At 40.5% G+C, this 19,526-nt stretch carries 21 protein-coding genes; 2 read left to right on the forward strand and 19 right to left on the reverse strand.

Annotated features, from left to right (window positions below):
- Nucleotides 1-54: 54 nt before the first annotated feature.
- A complete protein-coding gene (locus tag B9T24_RS06335; protein ID WP_171264861.1) occupies nucleotides 55-462 on the reverse strand; it encodes a ComEA family DNA-binding protein in 408 nt (135 codons plus the stop codon).
- A 10-nt stretch (nucleotides 463-472) separates the two neighbouring features.
- On the reverse strand, nucleotides 473-1,234 hold the full coding sequence (mazG, locus tag B9T24_RS06340) for a nucleoside triphosphate pyrophosphohydrolase (RefSeq protein ID WP_086165006.1): 762 nt from the start codon (nucleotides 1,232-1,234) through the stop codon (nucleotides 473-475).
- A gap of 120 nt (nucleotides 1,235-1,354) precedes the next feature.
- Between mazG and B9T24_RS06345 the strand changes: the two genes are divergently transcribed.
- A complete protein-coding gene (locus tag B9T24_RS06345) occupies nucleotides 1,355-2,128 on the forward strand; it encodes an SDR family oxidoreductase (protein ID WP_086165007.1) in 774 nt (257 codons plus the stop codon).
- A gap of 207 nt (nucleotides 2,129-2,335) precedes the next feature.
- Here the strand turns inward: B9T24_RS06345 and B9T24_RS06350 are convergent, their stop codons facing one another.
- From B9T24_RS06350 to B9T24_RS06415, 14 genes are all read right to left on the reverse strand, one after another.
- A complete protein-coding gene (locus B9T24_RS06350; protein ID WP_086165231.1) occupies nucleotides 2,336-2,983 on the reverse strand; it encodes a 4'-phosphopantetheinyl transferase family protein in 648 nt (215 codons plus the stop codon).
- Nucleotides 2,984-3,072: 89 nt separating this feature from the next.
- On the reverse strand, nucleotides 3,073-4,482 hold the full coding sequence (gene der, locus B9T24_RS06355) for a ribosome biogenesis GTPase Der (protein ID WP_086165008.1): 1,410 nt from the start codon (nucleotides 4,480-4,482) through the stop codon (nucleotides 3,073-3,075).
- A 168-nt stretch (nucleotides 4,483-4,650) separates the two neighbouring features.
- Nucleotides 4,651-5,799, reverse strand: coding sequence for an outer membrane protein assembly factor BamB (bamB, locus tag B9T24_RS06360; protein WP_086165009.1), 1,149 nt, complete (start codon nucleotides 5,797-5,799; stop codon nucleotides 4,651-4,653).
- Nucleotides 5,799-6,500: a YfgM family protein gene (locus B9T24_RS06365; RefSeq protein WP_086165010.1), complete on the reverse strand. Its 702-nt coding sequence runs from the start codon at nucleotides 6,498-6,500 to the stop codon at nucleotides 5,799-5,801. Before B9T24_RS06365 ends, bamB begins: the two co-directional genes overlap by 1 nt.
- 30 nt (nucleotides 6,501-6,530) lie before the next feature.
- Nucleotides 6,531-7,826, reverse strand: a complete 1,296-nt coding sequence (gene hisS, locus B9T24_RS06370; RefSeq protein ID WP_086165011.1) for a histidine--tRNA ligase — start codon at nucleotides 7,824-7,826, stop codon at nucleotides 6,531-6,533.
- A 7-nt stretch (nucleotides 7,827-7,833) separates the two neighbouring features.
- Nucleotides 7,834-8,949: a flavodoxin-dependent (E)-4-hydroxy-3-methylbut-2-enyl-diphosphate synthase gene (gene ispG, locus B9T24_RS06375; RefSeq protein WP_086165012.1), complete on the reverse strand. Its 1,116-nt coding sequence runs from the start codon at nucleotides 8,947-8,949 to the stop codon at nucleotides 7,834-7,836.
- Nucleotides 8,950-8,973: 24 nt separating this feature from the next.
- Nucleotides 8,974-9,762, reverse strand: coding sequence for a helix-turn-helix domain-containing protein (locus B9T24_RS06380; protein WP_086165013.1), 789 nt, complete (start codon nucleotides 9,760-9,762; stop codon nucleotides 8,974-8,976).
- Entirely contained in the window at nucleotides 9,753-10,532 is a 780-nt protein-coding gene (pilW, locus tag B9T24_RS06385) for a type IV pilus biogenesis/stability protein PilW (RefSeq protein WP_086165014.1), read from the reverse strand. The genes B9T24_RS06380 and pilW overlap by 10 nt, the downstream gene beginning before the upstream one ends.
- Nucleotides 10,533-10,578: 46 nt before the next feature.
- The gene (gene rlmN / locus B9T24_RS06390; RefSeq protein ID WP_086165015.1) at nucleotides 10,579-11,814 is read right to left on the reverse strand and encodes a 23S rRNA (adenine(2503)-C(2))-methyltransferase RlmN; all 1,236 of its coding nucleotides are present in this window, start codon (nucleotides 11,812-11,814) and stop codon (nucleotides 10,579-10,581) included.
- 122 nt (nucleotides 11,815-11,936) lie between these two features.
- Complete coding sequence (gene ndk, locus B9T24_RS06395) at nucleotides 11,937-12,368, reverse strand: nucleoside-diphosphate kinase (RefSeq protein ID WP_004649839.1); 432 nt, start codon at nucleotides 12,366-12,368, stop codon at nucleotides 11,937-11,939.
- A gap of 118 nt (nucleotides 12,369-12,486) precedes the next feature.
- On the reverse strand, nucleotides 12,487-12,687 hold the full coding sequence (iscX, locus tag B9T24_RS06400) for a Fe-S cluster assembly protein IscX (protein WP_086165016.1): 201 nt from the start codon (nucleotides 12,685-12,687) through the stop codon (nucleotides 12,487-12,489).
- A gap of 87 nt (nucleotides 12,688-12,774) precedes the next feature.
- Complete coding sequence (locus B9T24_RS06405) at nucleotides 12,775-13,326, reverse strand: phosphatase PAP2 family protein (RefSeq protein WP_086165017.1); 552 nt, start codon at nucleotides 13,324-13,326, stop codon at nucleotides 12,775-12,777.
- Nucleotides 13,327-13,357: 31 nt separating this feature from the next.
- The gene (locus B9T24_RS06410) at nucleotides 13,358-14,641 is read right to left on the reverse strand and encodes a glycosyltransferase family 4 protein (RefSeq protein WP_086165018.1); all 1,284 of its coding nucleotides are present in this window, start codon (nucleotides 14,639-14,641) and stop codon (nucleotides 13,358-13,360) included.
- A 468-nt stretch (nucleotides 14,642-15,109) separates the two neighbouring features.
- Nucleotides 15,110-15,916, reverse strand: coding sequence for an XAC2610-related protein (locus tag B9T24_RS06415; RefSeq protein WP_086165019.1), 807 nt, complete (start codon nucleotides 15,914-15,916; stop codon nucleotides 15,110-15,112).
- Nucleotides 15,917-15,934: 18 nt separating this feature from the next.
- On the opposite strand from B9T24_RS06415, the gene B9T24_RS06420 reads away from it, so the two are divergent.
- Nucleotides 15,935-16,177 carry a hypothetical protein gene (locus B9T24_RS06420; RefSeq protein ID WP_086165020.1) on the forward strand — a complete coding sequence of 81 codons (243 nt, stop codon included), beginning with the start codon at nucleotides 15,935-15,937 and terminating at the stop codon, nucleotides 16,175-16,177.
- On the opposite strand, the gene ilvC is transcribed toward B9T24_RS06420, so the two are convergent.
- The 3 genes from ilvC to B9T24_RS06435 all read right to left on the reverse strand — a co-directional run bounded on the left by ilvC (nucleotide 16,174) and on the right by B9T24_RS06435 (nucleotide 19,526).
- Nucleotides 16,174-17,190 carry a ketol-acid reductoisomerase gene (gene ilvC / locus B9T24_RS06425; RefSeq protein ID WP_086165021.1) on the reverse strand — a complete coding sequence of 339 codons (1,017 nt, stop codon included), beginning with the start codon at nucleotides 17,188-17,190 and terminating at the stop codon, nucleotides 16,174-16,176. The two genes, B9T24_RS06420 and ilvC, sit on opposite strands and share 4 nt — an antisense overlap.
- Nucleotides 17,191-17,310: 120 nt before the next feature.
- Nucleotides 17,311-17,802, reverse strand: a complete 492-nt coding sequence (ilvN, locus tag B9T24_RS06430; RefSeq protein ID WP_004649846.1) for an acetolactate synthase small subunit — start codon at nucleotides 17,800-17,802, stop codon at nucleotides 17,311-17,313.
- Nucleotides 17,799-19,526 carry an acetolactate synthase 3 large subunit gene (locus B9T24_RS06435; RefSeq protein WP_086165022.1) on the reverse strand — a complete coding sequence of 576 codons (1,728 nt, stop codon included), beginning with the start codon at nucleotides 19,524-19,526 and terminating at the stop codon, nucleotides 17,799-17,801. Before B9T24_RS06435 ends, ilvN begins: the two co-directional genes overlap by 4 nt.

A 19,526-nucleotide genomic window follows, 5' to 3' on the forward strand; every position in this document is an offset into this window, starting at 1 on the left:
TTATCTCAATGCTAGATATATTGTTCGCCCCTTTGTACTCACTTAAAGTATAAATTACAGACCTAATCGGTCTTTATTCTTGGCAAATAAAACAGGCCCAATGCCCTTCACCTGCTGCAATTCCTCAATGTTTTTAAATTTCCCATTTTTTTGACGATAAGCAATAATCGCTTCTGCTTTTTTTAATCCAATACCAGATAATTCTTGTAATTGCGCTAAATTGGCTTGATTTAAACTTATTTTAGCAGCACTGGATACTTGTAAAGCCGGCTTTGCCAAATAATAATTTTGAGTTGTGGAGACGCGTGGAATTTTTAAACGTGCATCTTGGGCTTCTTGTTCTGCCTTCCACTTTAAATATTGTTGATCAAATTGTTGCGCATAAAGCGTCGACCCACCCAACAATGACATAAAGATACAGAGATTAAAAATGCGCTGAAGCAGCTGTTTTATTTTTTTCATTGGACACCTATTATTTTAATTGTTGTTTCGCTTGCTCCCACAATTGATCCATTTCTGCTAAAGAAAGCGCTTCAATTTTTTGCTGTTGTTGCTCAGCCTGATTTTCAATGAAAGCAAAGCGTGTTCTAAATTTATGAATGGTGCTTAAAAGTGCCATTTCACTCGACACTCCAAGTTTACGTCCAACATTGATCAGTGAAAATAAGCAATCCCCAAATTCGTCGAATATTTCGTCGGAATTTTGATTGTCTATCGCTTGCTGCAATTCAGCCAATTCTTCGTTTAATTTTCCATAAGCACCTGCAACATCAGCAAAATCGAAACCGATTTGTGCTGCATTTTTTTGGATTGCATCTGCTTGTTGAAGGGCAGGTCCATGCTTAATTTCATCTAAGCGAGATTGAGTTTTGCCCTGTTTTTCTTGCTGCTTAATTTGCTTCCACAGCACCGCAACATCTGCCGAACTCAATTGTGAAAATTGTTCTGTTTGAAAGACATGTGGATGACGACGAATTAATTTTTCAGTGATCGCCTGTACGACATCATCAAAATCAAAAGCCCCCTGCTCGCTAAACATTTGCGCTTGAAAAACCACTTGTAGCAGCAGATCACCAAGTTCATCTCGAATTTCATCGGTGTTACCATCTCGAATCGCGGCTTCCACTTCATAAGCCTCTTCTATGGCATATTTGGTTAAACTTTGTGGTGTTTGTTGTTGATCCCATGGACATTTTTCACGTAACTCACGCATTATTGCCAATAACTCATCCACGTTTTATCACTCCAATCACGTTATATAAACTTAGATTTTCACTGTTAATATTTGTTATGCTCAAGCCAAATAAATGAAAAACCGACGCGCGACAAAAACAAAATAAACAGGGAAAATGACATGCACAGTATATTTATTAGTGGAGCAGCACAAGGCATTGGCGCTGCAATTGCAACGCTGTTTTATCAACATGGCTACAAAGTGGGCATTTATGATATTAACGCTGTTCAAGCGCAAAAACTGGCCCAACAATTGGGACCACAAGCCAAAGCAGGGTTACTGGATGTGTCCAACTATAGCCAATGGCAACAGGCGCTAAGCGAATTTCAGGCTTGGGCTGGTGAAATTAATGTATTGGTCAATAATGCAGGAATTTTATATTCAGGTGCTTTTGAACAGACCGATATTGCCGCACATCATCGTACTATCGACATTAATATCAAAGGGGTTTTAAATGGTTGCCATGCAGCCTTTCCCTTTTTAAAACAAGCCTCGTTTGCTCGGGTGATTAACTTATCTTCTGCTTCGGCCATTTATGGACAAGCCGATCTGGTATCTTATTCTGCCAGCAAGTTTGCCGTGCGCGGCATTACCGAAGGATTAGACATTGAATGGCAAAAATATGGCATACGCGTTTTAGATGTGATGCCACTGTTTGTACAAACCGCTATGGTTAAAGATATGGATGCTGGCAGTATTCAAAACATGGGGGTGCATTTAACTGCCGATGATGTTGCTGAACAGATTTATCAATTGGTGCAACGCCAAGATACAATCTTTACACCAACGCACCAACCTGTGGGCTTGAAAAGCAAACTTCTCTTTACCCTGTCTGGCATGAGTCCACAATTTGTCAATCGAATCGGCAATCGTATACTGGCCAAAAGAAAATAAGCTGAATCAAAAAAAGCCTGTCTTTCGATAGGCTTTTTTATTTCATAAAACTTTATTCAACCAAACACCCTATGCAATAAACTTCATATTTAGCAATATACAACCAATATCACATTTAATATTGCGATCATTTCCTTCCGCATCGTTTCCATCTCTTTTCGATCAGCAGTTTTTAGCAACCAGCCCATTTAAAAATTTCTTAATAAACTATAACGCAGAAATAATTTGAATTTTGGGAAAAGCAAAACCATTACAAGAAGCTTCGGAACGCCATGCAACTGTGAGCATCACCTGCGCCAAATGAAAGTTTTGATAGGCAAATGTCCCAATTAAGGGGTGATAACATAATCCACCATCGTGAATTGGATGCACCCGCGTTTCTAATTCATTTAAGTTCAAACGCACCCCAAGCCCTGCAGCTTTCAGAACCGCTTCTTTAGTGGTCCAAACCTTAAACCAATAATTTCGGTCTTGTGCTAACGCATGCCAATGCTGTAACTCATTGGGGTGAAATGCATGTGCTGCTAATGCTTCAAAGCGTACCTTGCGGTCTAAGTCTTCAACATCCACACCCAAATCGTGCATCTGCCGACTACTTGCTAAGGCATAATGTTTGTGGCTATGGCTATGATTAAAATAGAATTTAGGAAAATTGATTAAATACGGTTTGCCGTACTCGGTCTGAGCAAAATCCTGTTGTTGTAACTCAATCTGTAATTGCTCGGACAACAATTGATTGCGATAACCATAGACCGCCTGCTTTTGCAGCTGAATTTTAGCCTTACGATCTAATGTTGGAGATAATGGTACAATATGCTCCAGTGTATCCACCTCTACACGTATCAGTCTGGTCACATCAATCACCTGATCAAAAATATAATCACATCTTAAAAGAAAAAAGCCCAAAGTAAACTTCGGGCTTTCTTCTATCTAAACCAAATCAATTAGCTTTTATATTTCTTAGCAGCCTTTTTAAATTTCTGCACATAACGACGTTTACGTGCTAACACACGCTCATTCACTTGAGACTTACGACCTTCAAATGGATTTTCAGACGTTTTAAACTCAATTCGAACAGGTGTACCTTCAAGCTTATAAACTTTACGGAATACATTCTCAAGATAACGGCGATAATCTGCTGGGGTTTTATCCACCTTATTACCATGAACCACAATCGTTGGTGGATTTTGTCCACCCATATGCGCATAACGCATTTTAATACGACGACCGCTAATCATCGGTGGTTGATGTGCTTCAGTCGCATCATTCAAAATTTGCGTAATTTTCGCAGGTGAAACTTTTAAATGCGAAGAATCATAAGCACGATGAATCGAAGGATATAACTCACCCACCCCTGTACCGTGTAATGCAGAAATGAGATGCACTTTTGCCCATGGAATAAAGTCAAAACGACGGTCAACATCAAGCTTACATTGCTTGCGGTCATAGTCCGTCATGTTGTCCCATTTATTGATGGCAATCACCATGGCACGACCTGCTTCTAAAGCATAGCCAATTAAATGGAGGTCTTGTTCTACTACACCCTCACGAGCATCTAAAACAACCACAATGACATGGGCATCTTTGATCGCTTGTAAAGTTTTAACAATTGAGAATTTCTCAATCATTTCATCTACTTTACCTTTACGGCGCACACCTGCGGTATCAATTAAGGTGTATTGACGACCATCACGCTCAAAAGGAATATAAATCGAATCACGTGTTGTACCTGGTTCGTCAAATGCAACTACACGCTCTTCACCCAACAAACGGTTAACCAAGGTCGACTTACCGACGTTAGGACGACCAATAATCGCTAAACGCAGACCTGTTGCTTTATCGTGTGCAGCACCATCTTCATCTTCAGGAACGTCTTCAAGCACTTCCTCAAGCATTTGTGCCACACCACGACCATGACTGGCCGCAACGTGTAATGGCTCACCAAAGCCCAGTTGATAAAACTCAACCACAGCAGCTTCAGCATGAACGCCATCGACTTTATTCGCCACGAGGTAAACTTTTTTACCCAAAGTACGAATTTCACGGGCAATCTGTTCATCAGATGCAAGTAGTCCTGCGCGTGCATCGACTACAAAAACAATAATATCTGCTTCATTGATGGCCGTTTTAGACTGTTCTGCCATATAGGCATCAATACCACCTTCACTTTCGCCAATACCGCCAGTATCGACCACAATAAATGATTTATTTTGGAAAACAGCATCGCCATATTTACGGTCACGGGTAAGACCGGCAAAGTCAGCAACGAGTGCATCACGGCTCTTGGTAATCTGATTAAATAACGTTGATTTTCCGACATTCGGACGACCAATGAGCGCAATTACGGGTTTCATAGATTAACCTTTATTCAAAATCAGCCAGTGAGACTGGTCTGAACATCAGAAACAATGGAAGAAAATAAAATATAAATAACTAAATAAAACACGGGGCATTGAAAATTTTCAAATACCCCGTGTTCAAAAATACGGATTTCGCCTAGTTTAACATAAGCTAGAACAAAATTAACGATTCTGCCAAACGCTTAACGCACCCTTTCGAGTGGAAACATACAGCTGATTATCAATTACACGTAATGAACGTACTTCACCACTGGTTTTTGAACGACCAATCAGTTGCCCCGAAGTTGGATCAATTAAGTGTAATACACCATCTAGATCACCCACTACAAGGTCTTGTCCAAGAACAACAGGATTACTTAATTGACGATTCAGCAAACTGTCGTTTTGCCACAGTTGTTCACCTGTTGTCAGTGCATAAGCCGTGATTTTACCATCGGCTTGAGCAACATAAACGGTGTTATTAAACACTTCTGGACGTAAAATACTGCTTGCATCTTCACTCCACACTACTTGTTGTGAAGCTAAATCAGTCACAGTGACCTGTCCTTGAAAACTGGTCGTCACCAAAAATTGTCCTGCAACCACAGGATCACCATCAATATCATTTAGACGTTGAATATCTGAACGACCTTCACTGACTGCAACACGGCGCTGCATACGCGGTATACCACTTAATACATCAAGCGCATAGACATAAGCGTTGGATGAAGCAATCAAAACTGTCCACGAATCAAGTGCAACAGGGGATGCCATGCCACGTAAGCTAAATTGTACATTCGGCAAGTTGTATGTCCAAACTTGCTGACCTGTCGCCAGATCATGGGCATAAACAGTACCGTCGTTGGTGACGCTAATCACGCGACCAGATTGAATCAATGAAGCTGACAATAGCGCACCTGACAACTGTGCCGTCCACTTTTGCTCGCCTGTAGCTTGATCAAGGGCAAACAATTGACCTTTTTTATTCCCAACAACAACAGTCCCTTCACTTGCTTCCACACCAGAGCTTAATCCCTGTTTGGAAACTTGTTTTTCCCAGAGACGTTGCTTCCCTTGGTAAGCACTCACTTCACCTTTAGGATCAAGGGCGAAAACCACCCCATTGTCGACATCTAAACGCAGACGTAATGGATCCTCTTCACTGGTTGAAGAAACACTATGAGAAAATACAGGAACAAGACTTTTTGCTTGGACGAGTTTCGGCAATGGATTGGGTTTAACCTTCTCCACTTTAATTTTATTTGTTGAACAGCCAACAAGTGCAAAGGTTAAAATTGTTAGCGCAAAAGGTATTTTGTATTTTCTATCCATCATGACTCATCCACGTGTATTTCTAAAATTGGGCGTTCAACTTCAGGATCATCAACTAAAACGCCGACACTTTCGAGTTTAATTTGTAAAATTTGACGTTCTTGTTGGCGTTCAACCAGTGCATCCCATGCACTTTGATAGAATTTCTTCGCATTTTCGATATCATTTTTAGCAACATACACATCACCGCGTGCTTCATCGGCTGTCGCTTTAAAAGCAGGATCGGTCACCAAAGATAAGGTTTTAATGGCTTCATCATATTTGTTTTGAGCAAGCTGAGCATAAGCCAAGCGCAGTTTAACCACTTGAACCAAGCCAGTATCATCTAGCTTAGAATTTTCAACTTTTTTCAATGCACGTTCTGCATGCGCATAATCTGCTTTGTCATAAGCCAATTTTGCCATGAGCAATTGCGTTTGAATGGCTTGTGCAGAATCGGGGGCATCTTTGACAATTTTGTCCGCAGTTGCAGATAAAGCATTAAATGCATTGGGATTGCCTTGTGCATTCTTCGCGTCATCCATCAACTGTTGAACTTTGGCTGTTTCCATTTGTGATTCAGCCAAATTTTTCTTCTGCCAATATTCCCAACCGAAAAAGGCAATCAACGCAATTAAAATCCCACTAATCATGGCAGAACCATATTTTTTAGTGAAAGATTTTAAGCTATCAAGTTGTTCATCATCACTCAATGCGTTCATGTGATTACCTTTTCCTTATGTTTTTTAAGCTTATTTTGAAGAAAATTTTTGAATGAAGAATGGTACAACATTTGCCACAGCAACTTCAGTTTGCTCGGCAGTCGCCAATTCTTTCACGGTTAATTGCTGCGCTTCCCACTCACGCTCACCGACAATCACAGCAAAAATAGCACCGGACTGATCTGCTTTTTTCATTTGGCTCTTCATCGAACCTTGTGAACCGACTTTCAGACGAATATGACTATTTTCTGCTTCCAGTTGGTTACGAATTTGTTCTGCCAGAAGCAACGCTTTACCTTGCAATGCAGCATCTGACAATAAGAACACTTCGCAATCACGTACTGGTGTCTGGTCTTCAACTTGCTCAAGTAGAAGCAGTAAACGCTCCATCCCCATGGCAAAACCAACAGCAGGTACTGACTGATCGGCCTTGCCTTTCAATTGCCCCACCAGACCGTCGTAACGACCACCTGCACAGATGGTGCCTTGTGAACCCAAATGTGTCGTCGTCCATTCAAAGACAGTTTTGTTGTAGTAGTCTAGACCACGCACCAATTTCTGATTAATCACAAATTCTACGCCTGCATCAGTTAAATACTGCTGTAAGGTCGCAAAATGACTCATCGTCTCTTCACCCATGAATTCATGCAATTTAGGTGCATTTTCAAGGATTTGTTGTGTACGCGCATCTTTAGAATCCAAAATACGCAGTGGATTGGTGGTTAAACGACGCTGTGAGTCTTCATCTAATTCAGCTTTATGTGATTCTAAGAACTCAACCAATGCCGCACGATATTCTGCACGTTCATCCGACTCACCCAAAGTATTCAGTTCAAGCTGAACTTTATCGGCAACACCCATGCGTTTCCACAAACGTGCGGTCATCAAAATCAACTCAGCATCTTGGTCAGGCGTAGCCACACCAAATGTTTCCACACCAAACTGATGAAACTGACGATAGCGACCTTTTTGTGGTTTTTCATAACGGAACATTGGACCGATATACCACACACGAGGGGTCGCACCACGAAGCAAATTATGCTCAAGCATGGCACGGACACAACCCGCCGTTCCTTCTGGACGTAAAGTCAAAGACTCAGGTGGATTACCTTTGTCCAGAAACGTATACATTTCTTTTTCGACAATATCCGTCGCGTCACCAATTGAGCGTTTAAACAAATTGGTTTGTTCAACGATAGGCAAACGAATCTGCTGATAACCATACGCATCCATAAGTGATGCTAAATGTTGCTCAAGACGTCTCCACGCAGCAGTTTGCGTTGGCAGAACGTCATTAAAACCTTTGATTGCGACAATTGAACTCATGAACTACTCAAAAACTTGTGCGAATAATTTCTTTAGATTTAGCTTCTTCAAGCTCTATTACACGTTGACGAACCATCGTTTCGATTTCATCAACCAACTGATTAGTATCAATTAAATGGCTTTTCTCACCATTACGATATACCAGTGAACGTGGTGCAGCACCCACAACGCCAATATCGGCTTCTTTGGCTTCGCCTGGACCGTTCACCTTACACCCAATGACAGATACATCCATTGGAGTACGAATATCTTCCAAACGTTCTTCTAGAGCCTGCATCACAGCAATCACGTTAAATTCTTGACGTGAACAACTTGGACAAGCAATAAAGTTAATTCCATTGGAACGTAAGCTCAGTGATTTTAAAATATCAAAACCAATTTTCACTTCTTCTTCAGGTTCAGCCGCCAATGAAATACGCATCGTGTCACCGATGCCTTCCATCAATAGACCGCCTAATGCAATCGCAGATTTCACTGAACCAGTCCGATAAATCCCTGCTTCGGTGACACCTAAATGCAATGGGTTATCAACCTGTTGAGACAACAGACGGTAGGCATCCATGGTTAAAAACACATTGGATGCTTTAACTGAAATTTTAAATTCTTGGTAATTTAAACGGTCTAAAATATCAATGTGGCGCATGGCTGACTCAAGCAATGCCTGACCCGTTGGCTCACCATATTTTTTCTGAATATCTTTTTCTAGCGAACCCGCATTCACACCAATACGCATGGAAATATCATGATATTTTGCGGCAGCAACCACTTCACGAATTTTTGCTTCAGAACCAATATTACCCGGATTAATACGTAAACAATCCGCACCTGCATCCGCTACGGCTAAAGCAATTTTATAGTCAAAATGAATATCAGCAACCAAAGGCACCGTAACTTGCTTACGAATTTCACCAAAAGCGGCGGCGGCTTCCATTGAAGGCACAGAAACACGCATGATGTCCGCACCCGCTTCGGCACAACGTTGAATTTGCGCAACCGTTGCAGCAACATCACAGGTTTCAGTATTGGTCATACTCTGGATGCTAATTGGTGCATCGCCACCCACGTAGACTGAACCAACACGAATTTTACGAGTGGGACGACGCTTAATTGGATTTACAATCATGAATATCGCTCTTCTCTTGACCCATTAACGTGACAAACGGAAGTCTGCTTTGCCATTCACTGTATAAGGTGACAAAGCAATTTTTTCATTATTCAAGGTTAAGGTTACAACCGATGCATCATCAAGGCGAATTTGGAACGGTGTTTCACCATTCAATTTCACTGTCGCGGCTTGACGACCTGTTGCTAGCACCTTCCCAGTCGAATCGACAATATGAACAGAAGTCGGTTGACTAAACTCTAACTCCAATTGATCACCAGATACAGCTGTTGAATTATCTAAATTCAATACTTCTACATCTGATTCCGCTGGAGCAACATCACGATTATCACTTTTGCTGGCTGACCAATTTTGTATCGCCATAACTACAACAGCCAAAATCACTAGGATCACGCCAGCAATAACCATGCGCTTTAACCACTTTTTATTACGATCACTATTAGAACCTGAGAGTTTACCCATAATTTTAATCGGTGAATTGTTTAAAGCATGGTTGGGCAACAAGCCTGTATCATTTTGATAAATCTCATCAAAACGCTGAATAATACTGCTTGCATCTGCCTTTAAGTATTTTGCATAGGTACGATAGTAACCTTTAATAAAGGTTGCTTCAGGTAAAGCCTTATAGTCATCTTGCTCTAAAGCTGTCAAAGTTTTCAAAGGGATATTCAAATCTTTGGCAGCGTCATTTAATTCACGCTTTTGTGCAATTCGAATTTGACGTAAGTACTCACCTGGACGCTGAATATTTCCTAATGCATTGGGTACTACGCTTGAACCATTCGATTGCTGTGAATTAGGATTTACTTCCATACGGCCTCAGTACTGTACTTTAATTGCAAATAACGTTGGTATTCTGGACTTTCTGGGAACAGTGCTCGTAATTGATTCACAAGCTCCTGCATTCCCATCGTGTCACTATTTGCTCGTGCAATCCGGATACCAATCCAAAGCGCACGCGCACCTTGATTTTTCTGACCGACTGCACGCACAAATTGTTCATACAATTGTGTCGCAGCAGCGGTCTGTTGTTTCAAATAAAAAATTTCTGACAACTCTAACATTGAAATAGAGGAATCACGATTCACTTGCAGGGCTTGTTTGAATGATTTTTCAGCATTCGCAACATCGCCTAGTTTTAAATAAATTCGTCCTGCATTTTCCAAAGCTTTATAACGTTGATCATAGCCCAGTGTCGTTCCTGCCACATTAAGCTGTTCAATGGCATCATTATAACGCTCAACTTGATACAAATAAGTACCATAGTTGTTACGGGCTTGTGCATTTTGAGGATCAGCAGAAATTGCACGCTTAAAATAGGCTTCTGCTTTATCCATACTGGTTTTACTGCCCTCTTGTTGCAGTAAAATCCCCATCATCATATTGGCTGCTGAATCACGAGAGTCGATATCCAGTGCCTGATCTAAAGCACGTTTTGCCGAATCTAGCTCGCCAGATTTAATATATTCGGCTGCCAATTGAGTCCGAACTTTAACAGCCTTTTCAGGGTCTTTCTTACCCATTGTTGTTGTCGGTGTTTGACAAGCAGTCATAAAAATAGCAGACAAACCTATTGCTGTCATAAACGCTAATTTATATGTGGGCTTTCTCAATTGGCATCCCCCTTTATTATCCTTGCGAGCGCATAATCTCATTCTGCTGCGCTACTTTCTTCTTCCACTGTTCCGCACGACGTGTACGATCGGCCACTTGACCCACTAACTGTCCACATGCAGCATCAATGTCATCACCGCGTGTCTGACGAATCGTACACACAAAACCGGCATCAGACAAAGTTTTTTGGAAAGAAAGAATACGGTTACGACTTGAGCGACCATATGGGGCATGCGGGAATGGATTAAATGGAATTAAATTAATTTTACTCGGTAAGTTCTTTAACAACTTAATCATTTGCTGTGCATGCTCAGGATGATCATTCACCCCATCCAACATGACATATTCAATGGTCACGTGTTTACGTGAACTTTCATTACCGTCTTTCGTAATATAACGCTGACACGCAGCAATCAATTGCTCTAACGGATATTTTTTATTAATAGGCACCAATTCGTTACGCAATTCATCATTTGGCGCATGTAATGAAATCGCCAAAGCAACATCAATATCTTTGACCAATTGATCAATTTTTGGCACCACACCTGAAGTTGACAAAGTCACACGGCGTTTAGACATGCCATAAGCAAAGTCGTCAAGCATAATGCGCATTGAGCTGAGGACTGCGTCATAATTAAGTAGAGGCTCACCCATACCCATCATCACCACATTGGTCACCGAACGCTCACGGTCAGCAACGGGTACATCTTCCATATAGGAATAGTTTGCCACCCATAATTGGCCAATAATTTCATCAGGAGTTAAATCACGCTGAAAACCTTGTTTACCCGTTGAACAAAATGAACAATCGAGCGCACAACCAACTTGTGAAGAAATACATAACGTCCGACGTAAACCACTACGATGTTCGGCAGGAATCAGAACCGTTTCAACCAATGAGCCGTCACCTTCTCCAACACGAAACACCCACTTACGCGTACCATCTTTAGAATAATTTTTATGCACGACTTCTGGTGCTTTAATTTCACAAAGTTTTTCGAGTTTTTCACGTAACTTGCCTGAGATATTGGTCATCTCGGCAAAATCAATGACAAAAAATTGGTGAATCCATTTCATCACCTGACCCGCACGGAATTTCTTTTCTCCGATATCTTCGAAAAATTGTTCCAATTGCGGACGTGACATGCCAAGTAAGTTCACTTTCGTAACAGTATTTTGCTGCGTCGGAGCGGATGGAGATTGTTGCTGTTCAGCAGAAATTGCTGCTGTAGCGACTACTTCAGTACTCATGTGTATTACCTAAACCATGTCTAAAGATGAAAGGAGAAGCTCAATATGTGAGCAAAGCTTTATTCAGAGAATAAAAAAACCAGATAAGTATAATAACACTTATCTGGTTTGAATACTTCGAATTAACGAGTACGTGGGCAGATCTCAGTTTGAGCGAAGAAGTAGTTAACTTCACGATCAGCAGATGCAACTGAGTCAGAACCATGCGCAGCATTTTCATCGATGCTTACTGCGAAGTCTGCACGGATTGTACCTGGAGCAGCTTCTTTAGGATTAGTTGCGCCAAGAATTTCACGGTGTGCAAGAATAGCGTTTTCGCCTTCAAGAACAGATACTACAACAGGACCAGAAGTCATGAATGCAACGAGGTCAGCAAAAAAACCACGTTCTTTATGCTCAGCATAGAAGCCTTCAGCTTCAGCTTGAGTCAAATGTTTCATTTTAGTTGCAACAATTTTAAGACCCGCTTTTTCAAAACGAGCAAAAATTTCGCCAACATTGTTTTTAGCAACAGCATCAGGTTTTACGATAGATAAAGCACGTTCAATAGCCATGATTGGCTCCTTAGGTCAATTTGACGTTAAAATTTTGCGCATTATACCGAATAATGGGCAATTTTCTGCTTTTGATATGTAAAAAAAATGCTTTTTTCGACATGCAGAAAGCTGAGGATTAGTTTGCTTCGTCAATCCATGCCATTTGAATCCCTTCCAACAGACCTTCTGTCGATTTGGTCGGATCATCATTAAAATCTGGCAATGCACAGACCCATGCATGTAAGTCAGTAAAACGAATCCATTGAGGATCTACATCTGGATGTGCTTCTGAAAGTTCAATGGCAAGATCAATGGTGTCAGTCCAACGTAAACCCATGGGTATTCCTTAGCGCTAAATGAATAGTGCTACTTTAACAAATTCCTAAAATTGAAAAATAGTTTTTCGGTTTTTAAAAGCACATTTTTATAAGATGATATTTAAAAAGGGTGCAGCGCAAATAATTCCACTGGCGATGACCACACCAATCAATGCACCCACCAAGACATCACTTGGATAATGTAAACCCAACACCATCCGTGATATCGCAACCAAAATGGTAAAAGGTAACATCAGAATCAGCAGCACGGGCTGAATATACCCCAACACTGTACTTACCATGACGGCATGTAAAGTATGACCTGATGGAAAACTAAAGTGATCTAGTGGTTGTTCTTGTAACCGAATCACTTGATGCACTTGATAAGGTCGAGGGCGGGTGGTTTTTTGTTTTAAAATTTTATAAATAGCCGTTCCAACGGATCCACCAATGATGAGATAAAGCAGCTGCACCAGATAAAATAGCCCTTCCAACATCCAAAGACCAGCCAACATGGTCAACCAAAACAAACCATCACCCAAACGGCTAATGATTTTAAAAAAATAAGCGACCGTTTGTGAGTGTGAAAAATGATTTAAATATACGCAACCTTTTAAATCCAGATCCAGCACCGTTATTTTTACTTTTTTTAAATTCATCATGATTCTCCGTTAAGCGTCGGCTTAAAATTTAGGATGTCATTTGTATCTCCTTCACCACCCCATACAATGCTTCTTCAAACTGATGTACCGGATATTGCCAACCAATATGCTGTACCGTTTTTCGGGCTAAAAGCCCCATAGCTTTTAACTGCTGATTATTAGGTAAGGCATAGATTGACTGAATCAAACTTGCCACATCACTTAAGGGACTTAACCAACCTGTTTCACCCCGTTTGACATGTAAATGTGCACTCGCATAATCATACGCAATAATGGGTAAACCGCTTGCCATCGCCTCAAGCACCACATTGCCAAAAGTTTCAACCTGACTGGCAAAGACAAAAACATTGGCACTTGCATACGCTTGCGCCAAATTCAAACCGGTTAAAGCTCCTGTAAAAACAACATCACTACCTTGGCACAGCGTTTCTAAACGACCACGATCTGGCCCATCACCCACAATGACCAATTTTACATCCTGTTTCGCTCTTTGCTTCATTGCCAGATAAGCATTCACAACAACATCAATTTCCTTTTCAGGCGACAACCTCCCCACATAAAGCATGACCGTGGTTTCTGAAGTGGTCTTCCATTGTTGACGCAGCGCATTCGAATAATGTTCTGGAGAAAAACATGCAATATCTACACCACGTCCCACAACCACCAACGGACAAGAAACACCAAACTGTCTTAAAATATATTCTGTCTCTTTACTGGGAATACAGGTCATTTGTGTATTGTTATGGAACCAACGTAAATAATGCTGAATTGGCTTAACCAGAAAGGCCAAATCAAAAAATCGACTAAACTCTTGAAATGGCGAATGAAAGCCACTTGAAACAGGAATTCCTTTTGCTTTTGCCGCCTGTAAAACACTTAAACCTAAAGGACCTTCTGTCACAATATGCACCACATTCGGTGCAAAAGTATCCAGTGCATTCGAGACCTTTAAAAATTGCGGCCAACCAAACTGTAAAGATGGATATTTAGGAATAGATTGTGCTTTGACTAAACATTCTTTATTGGGCAAAAATTCCTGACAAGACTGCTTTTGCTCAGGTCGAATCAATAAAATTTTATGACCTTGTTTTTGCAATCCTTTACAGAGTTGTAACAAAGAGAGTGCGACACCATTAATTTCTGGCGACCATGTTTCTGTGACGATGGCTATTTTTAAGCGTGGTCGAACCAAGTCTTGTAAAACTTGTATTTCCTCACGTAAATGATCTTGCTTACTTTTTTTAAAATAAAATTGAAAACTTTCAGGAAAATTTTGTTGTTTGAGCAGGCTGGTCGCATACAAATTTGTCATACAACACCTATATCGTTATTTTAAAATGAGTTTAGATGTTGTTTCTTTCAGTTTGATGATTTTTAGATGACACTTTATTGACATGTCGAATGACTTCAACATTCAATACACATCCAAACACAGTTATTCACAGCTGCATTGCTCAAGTTTTTTGTACTTTTCAGCCTGAACAGGGTTCATAGACACCAAACAAAAATCTTGTTTGACCAGATACTGAGCAAAAGTCCTATTTTTTAATTCCAAGCTATTTAAAGCCAGACACTCTCTATATATTTTTTAATCTTCTTAAAATACAAATATTTCCACATTTTTATCTACACCACTCAACTAAACATAAACCCAAATCATAAAAGTATTTTTAATCAAAAATAAATAATCCAGCTTATTTGTCATACATAAAATCAATAGATGACATATTAATATCTATAAAACCATGCCTTAACCACACCCTGATCTAGATAAAATTGGCTATTCAATCCGATTTAACAAACCATTTTCAACTTGATATAATTGCCCACTTCCAAAATCAATTTGCTGCTTTTCCCCGTGCAGATTAGGAAATCCTACGATCTTTTCCAGTTGAGGGGAACGTTGAAATTGTTGTGTTTTTGGATTATACATCCAGTAAATATAACGTCTGTCTTTAATCAATCGAGCTTGTGAAATATCTGATAATACAATGTCATAATAACCATCAAAATTAATATCCATATAACCGATACTTTTTGGATATGCAGTAAAGCCTGTCAAACTTTGTACAACCGTATTGTTGTTTTTATTCACGATATCCAGCTGTTTCAGTACCGTACTATAAGGCTCACTCAGGTTGTCTAGACCATAAAATTTAAAAACAAAATTGGGTTTATTTAAAATTTTGACTACAGGCTCAAACTGAATGGATTGTTCAAAACTATGATCAGATTTCGAAAGTTGTGCCTTCAGGTCGCCCGTATTTGACTCCAGTAGCCCTGTGAATTGATATTGCCCATTTTCGACCTGATCTGAATCAACAGATTTCAACGTCAGCTGATCGCCTTTTTGCAATCCTTTTAAATTAATCTCCTGCTGATAAACAAAGTCATATAAAGTCGCATGCGGATTCCAAATGCCCGCATATAAACTAAGAAAATAGCGCCCCTCTTTCGAATGTAACATGCGTTGCATAGAAACACGGACATTACTGAATGGCTTTAATTCCGTCGCATTCACTATTTCAGCTTGGCTTATGTTAGAAAAAACCAGAGTAGCAAGACAAAGTAACAATTTCGTTTTCATGATTCAGCACACTCAACAATGCAAACTGTTATGCGTAATGTATCACAAAAAAACCGCTCAAATGAGCGGCCTTTTTTTAATCAATACACAATAAAAAACTTAGTTTTTCTCTTTGTCTACGATTTTGTTTGCTTGAATCCAAGGTATGAGCGAATTCAAAGCAGTGCTTTGAATGAAGCGCAAGGAGGAAAAGCACAACTTTGTGTAAAAAAAGCCCCTGTTATAAAACAAGGGCTTTTTAACTTAGAAATTAGAACTTAGTTCTTTTCTTTGTCTACGATTTTGTTTGCTTGAATCCAAGGCATCATCGAACGTAACTTGTTACCTGTTACTTCAATACCATGTGCAGCATTTTGACGGCGACGTGCAGTCATTGATGGATAGTTCATCGCACCTTCGTTAATGAACATTTTCGCATATTCACCAGATTGGATACGTTTCAATGCATTACGCATTGCTTCACGAGACTGTTCGTTGATTACTTCAGTACCCGTTACATATTCGCCATATTCAGCATTATTCGATACTGAATAGTTCATGTCCGCGATACCGCCTTCGAACATCAAGTCAACGATCAATTTAAGTTCATGCAAGCATTCGAAATACGCCATTTCTGGAGCATAACCCGCTTCAACAAGCGTTTCATAACCCATTTTAACCAATTCAACCGCACCACCACAAAGCACTGCTTGCTCACCAAAAAGGTCAGTTTCAGTTTCTTCACGGAATGAAGTTTCGATGATACCTGTACGACCACCACCTACACCTGAAGCATAAGAAAGCGCGACGTTACGTGCATTACCAGAAGCATCTTGGTGAATCGCGATTAAATCAGGTACACCTGAACCACGTTGGTATTCAGAACGTACTGTGTGGCCTGGTGCTTTTGGCGCAACCATAATTACGTCTAAGTCAGCACGTGGTACAACTTGGTTATAAAGAATAGAGAAACCATGAGCAAATGCTAAAGTTGCACCTTGCTTGATGTTTGGTTCAATCACGTCACGATAAAGTTGTGATTGAAACTCATCTGGAGTCAAGATCATTACTACGTCAGCTTGAGCAACAGCAGCAGGAACTTCAGATACTTTAAGACCTGAATTTTCAGCTTTCTTCCAAGAAGTAGAACCAGCACGTAAACCAACAGTTACGTCAACGCCAGAATCTTTAAGGTTAAGCGCATGCGCATGACCTTGTGAACCGTAACCAATAATCGCTACTTTTTTACCTTGGATGATAGATAAGTCACAGTCTTTATCATAAAAAATTTGCATTGCTGTCTCCGCTTAAATGCTTTTGTTTCCTGTTTCCCAAGCCAATGATCTTATTGGTATTCATTAGCTTGGAACCTCATCTACAAGATGAGTAGAATGTGTGAATAAAATTAAAATTGATTAAATAGTCAAAACTTTTTCGCCACGTGCGATGCCTGAAACACCTGAACGCACAACTTCAAGAATAGTATTTTCTGCAAGCGCATCAATAAAACCATCGAGTTTTTCAGTTGTACCCGCAATTTGAATAGTATAGGTCGTCGGTGTAACATCCACAATTTGCGCACGGAAAATATCCGCAGTACGTTTAATCTCTGCACGTGCCGCCCCAAGTGATTTTACTTTAATCAACATGAGTTCACGCTCAATGTGCGCACCTTCAGACAAATCAACCACTTTCACCACTTCAACCAATTTATTCAGTTGCTTGGTGATTTGCTCAATTTTATGGTCATCACCATAGGTGGTTAGGGTTAAACGCGACATGGTTGGATCTTCAGTCGGTGCGACATTTAAAGTCTCAATGTTATAACCACGTTGAGAAAATAAACCCACTAAACGAGAAAGCGCACCAGCTTCGTTTTCAACGAGTACCGATATAATATGTCTCATGACGTACGCTCTCCTTTTCCTAACCACATATCCTGCATTGATTGACCCGCGATCAACATCGGGTAAACATGTTCGGTACGATCAACCATGACATTAATGAACACGCATTTATCATTAATTGCCATCGCTTCTTCAAGCTTAGATTCAAGCTCATCTGCATGGTCAATTTGAATGCCGACGTGACCATACGCTTCCATGAGTTTGGCAAAATCAGGCAGTGAATCAACATAAGAGCTTGAATGACGACCTTCGTAATTCATATCCTGCCATTGTTTAACCATGCCCAAAGCTTGGTTATTCAAGCAAAGAATTTTTACATTTAAGCCATACTGCTTACAGGTAGATAATTCTTGGATACACATCTGAATCGATGCTTCACCAGTAACACATACTACTTGTTGATCTGGGAAGGCAAGTTTTGCCGCCATTGCATAAGGCAAGCCCACACCCATTGTCCCTAAACCACCCGAGTTAATCCATTGACGTGGACGTTTGTATTTATAGTAGTTTGCGCCGAACATTTGATGCTGACCAACATCTGAAGTAATAATCGCTTCACCGTTTGTCACTTTATACATTGCTTCAACCACTTGTTGTGGCTTCATCACACCATTTGTACCCGCTTCATAACGCAAGCCATGAACTTTGCGCCATTCATTGATTTGAGACCACCAAGCCGCAATCGCTTCAGGATTTGGTTTAGAAACATTCATTTGTTTCAATTGAACCAACATCTCTTGAAGTACAGGTTCTACTGCACCCACGATTGGGATATGTGCCATGATGGTTTTTGAAATCGTTGCTGGGTCGATATCAATATGAATGACTTTCGCATTTGGACAGAATTTTGCAGGGTTGTTGGTGACACGGTCATCGAAACGTGCACCGATACACAAAATAACGTCCGCATTATGCATGGTCATATTGGCTTCATACGTACCATGCATGCCCAACATACCAACAAACTGCTCATCATCACCAGGGAAGCCACCTAAGCCCATCAGGGTATTGGTTACTGGGTAATTTAGAAGATGTGCAAGCTCAGTCAATAATGCAGATGCATTGCCTTGAACAACACCACCACCGGTATAAATGATTGGACGTTCAGAACCAATTAATTCTTCAATGGCTTTACGAATTTGACCTGAATGACCACGATGGGGTGGCTGGTAAGAACGCATCTTTACTTTTTCAGGATATTCGTAAGCGAATTTATCGACAGGATTGGTTGCATCTTTAGGAATATCCACAACCACAGGACCTGGACGACCTGAAGAGGCAATATAAAATGCTTTTTTAATAATTGCGGGAATTTCACTCGCATGACGGACTTGGAAACTATGTTTCACAATCGGACGAGAAACGCCCACCATGTCTGTTTCTTGGAATGCATCTTCGCCAATTAAATGTGTTGCAACCTGACCAGACAAAATCACCATTGGGATTGAGTCCATATATGCCGTTGCAATTGGCGTTACAGTATTGGTTGCGCCTGGGCCTGATGTGACGAGAACAACACCCGTTTTACCTGTTACACGTGAATAAGCATCTGCCATATGACCAGCAGCTTGCTCATGACGTACAAGGTAATGGTTGATTTTGTCTTGTTGAAAGAGCGCATCATAAATATGTAATACTGCGCCGCCTGGGTATCCAAAAACATGCTCAACGCCTTCGTCCGCCAATGCGCGAACAAGCATTTCACCACCAGATAAAAGTTCCAA

The organism is Acinetobacter sp. ANC 4654, from assembly GCF_002135425.1.
GTDB classification, from domain to species: Bacteria; Pseudomonadota; Gammaproteobacteria; order Pseudomonadales; family Moraxellaceae; genus Acinetobacter; species Acinetobacter kyonggiensis.